Here is a 10,952-nt window from a genome sequence, read left to right on the forward strand (position 1 = left end):
CTCTGTACTTCGTTTCTATCCTTTGATGATCCAAAGCATAGCAGGAAGACGCGCCGCCGTGATCACATAGAAAGCAATATTCCCCCACAAAAGACATGCCCCCCCTACCATGAGTGCTCGTTTTGTTCTATAATAGAACGCATCTCATTCGGCAGGGGGCATTTTGTGTGGCAGCAACAAAGGTAAGAACCTATAACTATCTGATCTCGTGCGGGCATCTGTGCTCGGATATCAATCAGGGTGCGCTCGCAGCGGTGCTGCCGTTCCTGATTTCGGCCTATCACTATGACTATGCAACGGCGGCGACGCTCGTGCTGTTCTCAAATCTCGTCGGCTCGGTGGTGCAGCCGATCTTCGGGCAGCTCGCCGACCGTCAGAACCGCCCGTGGCTGATTCCGCTCGGTCTGCTGCTCGCGGGCGGCGGCATGGCACTCACAGGCGTGGTGACGACGTTCCCTGCGCTGTGCGCAGCGGTCGCGGTGAGCGGCACGGGGGCGGCGATGTTCCACCCGCAGGCGGCGCGGCTCGTGCATCACGCCTCGGCGGAGGGGGAGCGTGCGAAGAATATCAGCATCTTTTCCTTCGGCGGCAATCTTGGTTTTGCCCTCGGCCCTGTGGTCATGACTGCCGCCGTGACGGTGTTTGGTCTCATGGGAACGCTCGTCTTTCTCATCCCCGAAGTCCTCATCTGTATTGCCTTCCGCTGCCATCTGCACGGGCTCTATGCACTGAACGCCGCACCGCAGGCAACAGAGGCAAAGGCACGCCCGCAAGGCATCGATCAATGGGGCTCGTTCCTGCGTCTGACCGCCATTGTCTTCGGGCGTTCGATCATCTTCTTCGGCATCAATACCTTCCTCGCACTGTACTGGATTCAGGAGCTCGGGCAGACGGAGGCGATGGGCAGCGCCGTGCTGAGCGTCTATTACGCGATCGGTGCGGCGTGTACGCTGCTCGGCGGACGGCTCGCCGACCGCTATGGCTATCACCGCATGATCCGCATTGGGGCGGTGATTCTGCCGCCGTGCATCTTTCTCTTTACGCAGGTACACTCCCTCGTGCTCGCTGCCCTGCTTCTCCTGCCGATCGCGGCATCACTCAGTCTCATCTATAGTCCGATGGTGGTGCTCGGTCAGCAGTACCTCCCGAACCGTGTGGGGCTTGCCTCGGGCGTGACGCTGGGGCTCGCGGTCAGTGTCGGCGGCGTCTTTACGCCTGTGCTTGGGCATATCGCAGACGGACGGGGACTCACGGCGGCCCTCCTCACCGTCACTGCCATCGCCCTCATCCCTGCCGTTTTTGCCTTCCTCCTGCCGCCTGTGCGGAGGAAGACGCTCTAGGGCCATCTCTGAGGAATCCCTGGTAAGCGGAAAACCGAATGCCGAGTGGTACTCTATGGAGGGTTTTCTGTCAAAGTGCGGGCAAAAAAGACGTGCTAAGACAGCGGTGCTGAATATATCTGTGATTCCCTAAATAGGTACACCAAACTTCTGCACAATCTCCTCACTGTCACGCCCGACGATTCTCTTTCCCATTGCAGCAGAGACGGCATCGAGAAGTGCCGTCGCCCGGTGGCGCATAAACGCATCGAAATCATCCGTCTCGCAGTCCTCCATCGAGATCCAATGTGAGGAGAGATACGCCGTCAAGCTGCTTCGGTCAACCTTTGCAGCAATATGCTTCAGATATTCGCTCGGGGCAGCACCGCCAATTTCACGATTCGTGATGTAGGAGATCGGCGTCTTATTGATGACGGAGTCCCACTTTTCTTCGGGAAGTCCGCTCTTGATGCAGTAGCTGCGCGGAAAAATATGGTGGATGTCGATATTGGCTGCCTTGAACTGCGTAAAGTCCATGTCCTGCCCGCTGATAAAATCCTTGCTCCCGTGTTTTAGAATCAATGCCATCACGCCCTTGTAGGCAGCGCTTTGCCGCGTTCGCAGGAGGAGCAGACGCGGTGCATTGAAGTATGCGTCCTGTACGGTCTTTGGCAGCTCACCGCCATCCAGCCAGCGCATGACGCCCACGACGTCATTGACATAGCGCGTTTCGTTCGCACTGCCATAGAGCTCACCAAATACGCCGCACCAGTACCACTGCTTGATTCTCTGCTTCACGTTCGAGGATTTGATCTGATTCTTTTCGAGCAGCAGGGTACACAGTACAGCAAGCGGAATGAGCTGCGTTGTATAAGGAATCTCTCTGCGCGCAAAAATGCGCTCCTCCGCAAGCAGATCTACTGCCTCACGGAACCCCTCGCAGAGCGCATCGGCATATGCCTTGTAGTCCGTAAGCTTCAGATTCAGCACATCTTTTTTCTTGCAGCTGACCGTCCCCTTCCCCTGATACGCGGCCAGCAGTGTGCATGCCGTCAAGAAGTCCGTCGATGTGACGACATTGAGAAGATCTCCGCTGAAATAGGTTCCCACGCGATGTTCCCAATCCTGACGCAGATCAAAATCCTCCATCGCAAAAATAGCCGTCACCAACTCGAAAACGGTGAGCGACACGCCGCCCTGGTTGACGTTCTCAAAAACCTGACAGACGGCTTCCTTCGGCGTGTCTTTCTCCAGGGTGATGACGGGAATTTTATACTGGAATGCCGGCATCACGATGCGGCTCTTAAAGTCGCTGTACTCTTTGGAGATGTTCGCCTCATGTCTATAGTGTGCTAGATACGCCTGCTCCCATTGAAATGTCTTGGCGGGGTCGAGAATGATATTGAGCGGGAACATTTTTGCTGCATATTCTTTGTTGGGCGTCGTGAGATCCAGCTCCACTTTCCTGCCGAAATCAGACGTCAGCTGTTTCGTCTCCGGCACAGAAATGATGGCATCGAGGCGATCTGCATCCGCATCCAATGCCTGTTCAATGCTGATGTAATAGTAGCGATAGATTTCCTTCCCTTTGTCCGTGCGTGTCCGTACGGCCCCTTCACCGTAAAGTGCCGAGTAAGCGGAGGTCAGGCGCTGCTGTCCGTCCAGGACAAGATCGTTGGGTACGCTGTTCGTCGAGGAAATCCCCTCAAACAGGCGATATTTAAAATGGAGCGAATCGCCGCCATAGGAGAGGAACATCGCCGCGCCGACAGGAAAGCCGCGTGTGATGCTCGCGATCAGCCCGCGGATGCGATTGTCATCCCAAATCCACCCGCGCTGAAAATCAGGCAGCTGTATCCTTCCCTCGTGAATATCCCGCATCAAATCGACCAACGGCTTATCATTCGTTTGCATCACATACACTCCTCTTTGTACTCTATATCTGCAGCATCTCCATATAGTATAATGAACCGTTCTGTAAATTAAAAGAATTTATTTTCTTGTATGATAGGAGCACCCACATGACCTACGCAGCGTACTATTTCTCGCCGCTCGGCAGGATTGTCCTCATGAGCGACGGCACGGCACTGACGGAGCTGGACTTCGCCGAAGGAGTCCCCAAGGCATCTGCTGTGCACACACAAAAAGACCTCCCCGTATTTGGAGAGGTCTGTCGTTGGCTCGATGTGTACTTCGCGGGGCGTGATCCCGGTGCTCTGCCGCCGCTTGCGCCGCACGGCACAGCATTTCAGCAGTTGGTCTGGAAGGTCCTGCGCGGGATTCCCTACGGCACGACGACGACGTATGGCAGAATCGCCGCGCGCATCGCTGCCGCACGCGGCGGCCGGATGTCGGCACAGGCGGTCGGCGGCGCGGTCGGACGCAACCCGATCTCCATCCTCATCCCCTGCCACCGCGTGATCGGTGCAGATGGCAGTCTGACGGGCTACGCGGGCGGACTGGACAAAAAGGAGTATCTGCTAGAGCTCGAAGGAGCAATCGAATAAGTTTCCCACACGAGAAAACGCAGCCCCGCACGGAGCTGCGTTTTTGTTTGCGCCTACACCTCAATCGCCGCATACCGTTCGCTGCCGAGCACCTGCTCCATATACTCGTACGGGGTAATGCGCCTATCGACGGTCATGGAGAAAATGCTCGGGCTGCACCCGGAGACGAGCGTGACGCCCTGCTCATTCATTTTGACAGGCTGTTGACGGCGGCGGCTCTGGACGTTCCAGAACACGATGCGCGGCAGCGCATAGCCCGCCTCCGCGAACAGTTCCTGTGCCCGCTCAAAGTTCGTCACGTCCGCGTCCACAGTACAGGTATCGAACTCCATGTCCGTGATGATGTAGAGTACGGAGGGCAATTCCTCCTGCGGCACACGGTTCTTCACCGCTGTGTGCAGGAGGAGGCAGAACACCGCTTCAAGATTTGTATTTGCCGCCTCGTCAAAGCTTCTGCAGTAGTGCACACGCTCCACAATCGTCGCGCCCTCGATCTCGATAAGCCGCGGGTTCTCGGAAAATGTGATAAAGTGCCCATGAAACACGCCTGTATTGCGCTCGGCGAAGTAGATGGCAAGCGAGAGCGCGACGCTGCTCGGCAGGGGGTTCCCACCCCAGTACATCGAGCCGGAGCCGTCGAGCACGACGAGCGCATTCTCTCCATGCGTATAGTCGGGCAGTGCACTCCATGTGACATCAAGGGCACACGCCTCCTCTTTCGGGATTTGCGGTGCCACTGCTGCACTGAGCGGACGGATGATCTCATAGGGATAGAGCGTTCCCGTATGCAGCCGCTCCTCACCATGCTCCACGCGTGACAGAAACGCCTTGTACCGCTCCACGTCGTTGCGCCAGAACGCCGCACGGTACTTGAACATCGCCTTCGACGGCTGCTTTGCGTAGTCAAAGGTATAGTTCCTCGTACGCAGCGCATTCTCGATGAGTGCAATGCGGCGGCGCAGATGGACGAGCATCCTGCGGTAATCCGCCTCCCTCATCCCGAACAGGACCGCGAGCCGCCGCGCCTGTCTGCGTACCGCACGCGAAGAGGTATTGACGGACGGCAGCCACTTCGCGAGGAGGGAGACCGGCTTTTCCTCCCCTGCGGCACGCAGGTCTTTTTCAAGCTGTGCACGAATCAGGCGGACAGCGGCAGCCTCCAAGGGCGTGTCGAGAAGGACGAGCAAATCGTCCCAGCGACCGTATCCCGGAACGAATTTCAGATTCTTTTCGAGAGATGCGGGCGCAGCAAAGGCAAGATGACGCAGCAGCACGCGAAAGAGCCGCCGCTCGCCGAGTCCCCCGCGCACGTCACGCGCGTAGAAGAGTGTGCGCAGCGCATAGGCCGGATGCGCGGCAAAGGCGCGCGTGAAGCGCACGATGATCTCCGCCTCGCCCGCCTCCCGCAGCGCGCCTGCCGCCGCAAAGAAGTCAAGTGCGTCTGATCCTGAACTCGCGTAGGTTGCGGCATCGTTCTCCGTCCGCGTATAGGTTCGGTTGCTTTCCTCTTTCAGCGCGTCCAGCATCGTTCTTCCTCCTTTGTGCAAAATGCCCGACCCAGATGCATATGCACTGTGTCGGACACATTCATTCACCGCAGCAGACTGCGGACATATACGGACAAGATGCCACGGACGGAAGCGACGCGCCGCTCCGTCCTGCGGGGTCGTCAAGCCCCGCTACTGTTTAAGAGACAGGTGAATTGCTGTTGGCATCTTTTGCAAGACACGATTGCACGCCGACGATCCCCATAGGAAATCTCTTCGTTGTTCCGCACATTGCTGTTCATGTCTTGCACTTATTGTAGCATAAACTCTCCCTTACTTCAAGGAACGCTTCTACTTCTTCGCTTCTTTTGCCGTGTGCGCAGTGTTCGCCGCCTTCGCCTGCTGAGCAATCGCATCACAGACGCAGCCGCCCGTGGGAATGGTGACGCCCCGCTTGCGTGCCTTGTGTGCCTCGTAGCGGCGTTTGCCCTCCTCGAAGGCGGCACGCGCCTCCTCGGTCTTGAGTTCGAGGGGCGGTACGGTCTTCGGGCGTGCGTTGCGGTCAAGCGCGACCATGGTAAAGTACGCCGAGAGCCCGAGCTGCGGATCGCTGCCCTCGTCAAGATCCTCGACGATGACGTTGACGGAGATCTCCATCGAGCTGTGTCCGACGTAGACGATATCTGCCGTCACGACGACGAGGTCGCCGATGCGGATCGGCAGGTGAAACTCGAGCTCATCGACACGTGCCGTGACGACGTTCGAGCGCGCGTAACGGCGCGCCGCCGCGTATGCCGCCGAGTCCATCAGCTTCATGATCTCGCCGCCGTGCACGTTCCCGTTCGGGTTCGCCTGGCTCGGCATCATGACCTCGCTGATGACGATGCGGCTGTCCTTCATTTTGCATTCACTCATATTCTGTTCCATCCCTTCCATAAATTACGTAGATCAGAGTGATTTTACCACACTTTACTGAAAAAAACCGTCGCATTGGAAACAAAAGATGATCGGCAAAAAGAGCCGCCCTCCAGATGGACTGCACAGCGAGCACGCCCCGCGGCACGTGCTGAAAACGATCGGGGCGAGAGCTCGCACGCGCAAAATACGCCTTGACACCCGCGTCTCCATCGGTGGTATAATTCCCATAGTGATGGATTGGGAAACACTGCGGATATACCGCAAAGGCAAAGGGGGATTACGTTGTATCTGGAAAAAATCACGTCGCCTGCCGACATCAAGGGATATACGGCAGAGCAGCGCAGGGCGCTCGCACAGGAGATGCGCGAGGCGCTCCTAAAGCGCGCGAGCATTCACGGCGGCCACTTTGGCCCCGACTTCGGCGCGGTCGAGGCGATCATCGCCCTGCATACGGTGTTTGACTCACCGACGGACAAGATCGTCTACGATGTGTCGCATCAGTCCTACCCGCACAAGATGCTGACGGGGCGCGTCGAGGCGTATCTCGTGGAAAAGGAGTACGACGAGGTCTCGGGCTATACCAATCCCGAGGAGAGTCCGCACGACTTTTTCAACGTCGGGCACACATCCACCTCGATCAGCCTCGCGACGGGTCTTGCCAAGGCGCGCGACCTCGCGGGACGCAGGGAGAACATCATCGCCTTCATCGGCGACGGCTCGATGTCGGGCGGCGAGGCACTCGAGGGGCTGAACGTCGCGGGCGAGATGCAGACGAACTTCATCATCGTCTTCAACGACAACGACCAGTCCATTGCCGAAAACCACGGCGGCATGTATAAGGAGTTCCGCCGCCTGCGCGAAACGAACGGAAGGGCGGAGAACAACCTCTTCCGCGCGATGGGCCTCGACTACCGCTACGTCGCCGACGGCAACGACTGCGAGGCACTGATTGATGCGTTCCGCGAGGTAAAGGACAGCCAAACGCCCGTCGTCGTCCACATCCATACGCAGAAGGGCAAGGGCTACAAGTTCGCCGAGGAGGATCGCGAGACGTGGCACTACCGTATGCCTTTTGACATTGAAACGGGCGCGCTGAAGAACCCGTACACCGATCCCTTCCTTGCAGCGACGGTGGACTTCGTCAAGGCAGAGGCACAGAGGAATCCGAACTTCGTCTTCCTCGCGGCGGGTACGATGGGCGGCATCGGGCTCACGCCCGCCGACCGCGCGGCGCTCGGCACGCAGTACGTCGATGCGGGCATTGCCGAGGAGCAGGCCGTCGCGATGGCGTCGGGGCTCGCACGCGGCGGCGCACGCCCCATCTTCGGTACGTACAGCACGTTCTTCCAGCGCGTCTACGATCAGATGTCGCAGGATGTCGCTGTCAACAACAGCCCTGCCGTCTTCCTCTCGACCTACGCGTCGCTCTATGGGATGAACGATGTGACGCATCTCGGGTTCTTCGACATCCCGCTCTTTGCGAACATCCCGAACCTCGTCTTTCTCGCGCCTGCGGGACTCGAGGAGTACCTGGCGGTACTGCGTTGGGCGGTGACGCAGACGGCACATCCCGTCATGATCCGCGTGCCCGTCATGGGCTATGAGACGTCCCCCTACCCCGTGCGCACGGACTACAGCGCGCTCAACCGCTATCAGACCGTCACGGAGGGCGCGGAGGTCGCCATTATCGGAGCAGGCAGCTTCGCACAGATGGCGAGCGATGCCGCCGCCGAGCTCGCAAAGGACGGCGTGCACGCGACGGTCATCAACCCGATCTTCCTCTCGGGGCTCGATACAGAGCTGCTCGACGGACTGAAAGCGAAGCACCGCCTCATCCTCACCCTCGAAGACGGTACGCTCGAGGGCGGCTTCGGGCAGAAGATCGCCGCATACTACGGCATGGATGAGCACATCCGCGTGCGCTGCTACGGCCTCTCGAAGGAGTTCCACGACCGCTACAATGCCGAGGAACTGGCACGGGAGCATCATCTCACCGCCGAGCAGATCGTGGCGGATACGCTGCGCACGCTGAAGAAGAAAGAGTAAAGGAGAATCCCATGAAAAATGTTCTGATCGTCTCGGGGCATACCGATTTGCAGGGCGACTCCTGCGTCAATAAAATCATCATGAAGGACATGGGCGAGCTGCTGCCCGATGTGGTGCTCGATGACCTCTCCGCGCTCTACCCCGACTACCGCATCGATGTCGCGGCAGAGCAGGCGAAACTCGTCACGGTGGACGTCATCGTCCTGCAGTTCCCGATTTTCTGGTACAGCATGCCCTCCCTCCTCGCAAAGTGGATGGAGGACGTCTTCGTCCGCGGCTTCTCACACGGCTCGACAGGCAAGGCACTCGCAGGGAAGAAGCTCATTCTCTCCTTTACGACGGGCGCGCCCGAGACTGCGTACGGTGCAGACTTCCCCCTGGAGATGCTGACGGGCCGCTTCCGTCAGACGGCAGGGCTGACGGGCATGATCTGCGAGGGCTATGTATATACGGGCGGTGTCTCCTACGCCGACCGCACGGATCCTGCGCGCGCCGCCGCCATGCAGGAGAAGGCTCACGCACATGCAAAGCGTCTCGCGGAGAAGATTGCAGACGTTTGACCGAACGAAACCGAATCAATAGAGCCTGCGGTACGAAGAGAAGCATCTTCGCACCGCAGGCTTTTCGTGTACCGCTGTGCATTTCCCAGTTTATTTTTAGAAAATATGCTATAATAGTCAGAGGGCTTTTTCATTTGTCAAAGAATCACTGATAAGACAAAGACCGCCAGATTGGCGCAGATTCTTCTGTCCGATGGTGGAAGCAAACCAGACGACGCATGTCCAAAGCAATGCGAAGGATTTGCTGACGAAAGGCGGGCAAAAAGACGCGCGAAAGGATGCGCGCTGAATGTATCCATGCTTCCTTATGATTGGACGTGCGGAGCGTTTCCGCATCTCCGGCTCCTTTAGGAGGGCTTTCCCCTTGTATCTTGAACAGATCCACAGTCCATCGGACATCAAGGCCTATACGGCAGAACAGCGACGTGCGCTCGCGGAGGAAATGCGGGCGGCACTCATCGAACGCACGAGCCATATCGGCGGACACATTGGGCCGAATCTCGGCGTCATTGAGGCGACCATTGCCCTGCATACCGTCTTTGACGCGCCGACGGACAAGATGATCTTCGACGTATCGCATCAGTGCTACCCGCACAAAATGCTGACGGGGCGCGCCGCCGCCTACATCGATGCGGCGCACTACCGCGACGTATCGGGCTTTACCAGCAGTGAGGAGAGCGTGCACGACATCTTTAACATCGGGCACACCTCGACCTCGATCAGCCTCGCAACGGGACTTGCCAAGGCACGCGATCTTGCAGGACGCAGGGAGAACGTCATCGCCTTCATCGGCGACGGCTCGCTCTCGGGCGGTGAGGCGCTTGAGGGGCTGAACGTTGCGGGCGAGATGCAGACGAATCTCATCATCGTCCTCAACGACAACGACTGGTCAATCGCAGAGAACCACGGCGGTATGTACGCTATGCTCCGCCGTCTGCGTGAGACGAACGGCATGGCAGAGGACAATCTCTTCCGTGCAATGGGCCTCGCCTACCGCTACGTCGCGGACGGGAACGATACCGAGGCGCTGATCGAGGCGTTCCGCGCAGTAAAGGATACACAGCAGCCTGTCGTCGTCCACATCCATACGCAGAAGGGCATGGGGCTCTCCTACGCTGAGGACGATCCCGAGGGCTGGCACCGCCATGCGCCCTTTCATCGGGAGAGCGGTATGAGCAAGAAGCCGTCTGCTCCCGATCCGTGCCTTGCCGCAACGGTCGATTTCGTCATGGCTGAGGCAAAGCGCAATCCGAACTTCGTCTATCTCTCGGCGGGCATCGTCGGCGGCATCAACCTCTCACCCGCCGAGCGTGCGGAACTCGGTGCGCAGTACGTCGATGTGGGCATCGCCGAGGAGCACGCCGTCGCAATGGCGGCAGGCCTCGCACGCGGCGGGGCGCGTCCCGTCTTCGGCACATACAGCACGTTCTATCAGCGTGTCTATGACCAGATGGCGCAGGACGTCTGCATCAACCGCAGCCCTGCCGTCTTTCTCGTGACGGGGGCGTCGCTCTATCGCTCGACCGATGTGACGCATCTCGGGTTCTATGACATCTCGATTTTCTCCCATGTTCCGAACCTCATCTTTCTAGCACCGACGAGCACCGAAGAGCACCTCGCCGTCCTGCGCTGGGCAATCGAACAGACGGAGCATCCCGTCATGATCCGCACGCCGTTCGGCGGCTATGCGGAGAGTCCCTATCCCGTGCGCACGGATTACAGCAGGCTCAACAAGTCCGTTGTCGTCACGGAGGGTGCGGACGTTGCCCTCATCGGCGTCGGAAACTTCGCCGCGCTTGCCACGGCGGCGGCAGAGGAGCTCGCGCACAGCGGCATCCATGCTACCGTCGTAAACCCACTCTGCCTCTCGGGGCTGGACGAGGTCCTCCTCACGCGTCTCAAGGAAAAGCACCGCCTCATCGTCACCGTCGAGGACGGCATCCTCGACGGCGGTTTTGGAGAGAAGATCGCGGCGTTCTACGGAGCAGACAGAAACGTCGTGGTGAAGAACTACGGCCTGCCGAAGGCGTTCTTCAACCGCTATGACCCTGCCGCCCTCGCGCGTGCACATCATCTCACCGCTCCGCAAATCGCGGCGGATGTGCGCGTGATGCT

The 10,952-nt window shown here is 58.8% G+C and carries 8 protein-coding genes; 5 read left to right on the plus strand and 3 right to left on the minus strand.

Annotation, left to right across the window (positions count from 1 at the left end):
• Positions 1 to 167 precede the first annotated feature (167 nt).
• Entirely contained in the window at positions 168 to 1,340 is a 1,173-nt protein-coding gene (locus HMPREF0908_RS06125; RefSeq protein WP_040572546.1) for an MFS transporter, read from the plus strand.
• Positions 1,341 to 1,469: 129 nt separating this feature from the next.
• On the opposite strand, the gene HMPREF0908_RS06130 is transcribed toward HMPREF0908_RS06125, so the two are convergent.
• Entirely contained in the window at positions 1,470 to 3,233 is a 1,764-nt protein-coding gene (locus HMPREF0908_RS06130) for a GmrSD restriction endonuclease domain-containing protein (RefSeq protein ID WP_006690586.1), read from the minus strand.
• A gap of 107 nt (positions 3,234 to 3,340) precedes the next feature.
• Between HMPREF0908_RS06130 and HMPREF0908_RS06135 the strand changes: the two genes are divergently transcribed.
• Positions 3,341 to 3,826 carry a methylated-DNA--[protein]-cysteine S-methyltransferase gene (locus HMPREF0908_RS06135; RefSeq protein ID WP_006690587.1) on the plus strand — a complete coding sequence of 162 codons (486 nt, stop codon included), beginning with the start codon at positions 3,341 to 3,343 and terminating at the stop codon, positions 3,824 to 3,826.
• A 53-nt stretch (positions 3,827 to 3,879) separates the two neighbouring features.
• Here HMPREF0908_RS06135 and HMPREF0908_RS06140 read toward each other — a convergent pair whose 3' ends face one another.
• Positions 3,880 to 5,352 (minus strand): DUF2828 family protein, encoded by a 1,473-nt coding sequence (locus HMPREF0908_RS06140; protein ID WP_006690588.1) that lies wholly within the window; start codon positions 5,350 to 5,352, stop codon positions 3,880 to 3,882.
• Between the two features lie 312 nt (positions 5,353 to 5,664).
• On the minus strand, positions 5,665 to 6,228 hold the full coding sequence (locus HMPREF0908_RS06145) for an acyl-CoA thioesterase (protein ID WP_040572598.1): 564 nt from the start codon (positions 6,226 to 6,228) through the stop codon (positions 5,665 to 5,667).
• Positions 6,229 to 6,513: 285 nt separating this feature from the next.
• Here HMPREF0908_RS06145 and HMPREF0908_RS06150 point away from each other — a divergent pair, with 285 nt between their 5' ends.
• The 3 genes from HMPREF0908_RS06150 to HMPREF0908_RS06160 all read left to right on the plus strand — a co-directional run.
• Positions 6,514 to 8,277, plus strand: a complete 1,764-nt coding sequence (locus HMPREF0908_RS06150; protein ID WP_040572547.1) for a 1-deoxy-D-xylulose-5-phosphate synthase — start codon at positions 6,514 to 6,516, stop codon at positions 8,275 to 8,277.
• An 11-nt stretch (positions 8,278 to 8,288) separates the two neighbouring features.
• Positions 8,289 to 8,837 (plus strand): NAD(P)H-dependent oxidoreductase, encoded by a 549-nt coding sequence (locus HMPREF0908_RS06155; protein ID WP_006690592.1) that lies wholly within the window; start codon positions 8,289 to 8,291, stop codon positions 8,835 to 8,837.
• A 364-nt stretch (positions 8,838 to 9,201) separates the two neighbouring features.
• Positions 9,202 to 10,952, plus strand: a 1,751-nt coding sequence (locus tag HMPREF0908_RS06160; protein ID WP_071585463.1) for a 1-deoxy-D-xylulose-5-phosphate synthase, incomplete at its 3' end; no start/stop codon positions are given.

It is taken from the genome of Centipeda flueggei ATCC 43531 (assembly GCF_000160695.1).
In the GTDB taxonomy this organism is placed as follows: domain Bacteria; phylum Bacillota; class Negativicutes; order Selenomonadales; family Selenomonadaceae; genus Centipeda; species Centipeda flueggei.

Coding starts and splice junctions, on each gene's coding strand:
- HMPREF0908_RS06140 (WP_006690588.1), bottom strand. CDS start 5,352: ATGCTGGACGCGCTGAAAGAGGAAAGCAACCGAACCTATACGCGGACG.
- HMPREF0908_RS06130 (WP_006690586.1), bottom strand. CDS start 3,233: ATGCAAACGAATGATAAGCCGTTGGTCGATTTGATGCGGGATATTCAC.
- HMPREF0908_RS06155 (WP_006690592.1), top strand. CDS start 8,289: ATGAAAAATGTTCTGATCGTCTCGGGGCATACCGATTTGCAGGGCGAC.
- HMPREF0908_RS06135 (WP_006690587.1), top strand. CDS start 3,341: ATGACCTACGCAGCGTACTATTTCTCGCCGCTCGGCAGGATTGTCCTC.
- HMPREF0908_RS06145 (WP_040572598.1), bottom strand. CDS start 6,228: ATGAGTGAATGCAAAATGAAGGACAGCCGCATCGTCATCAGCGAGGTC.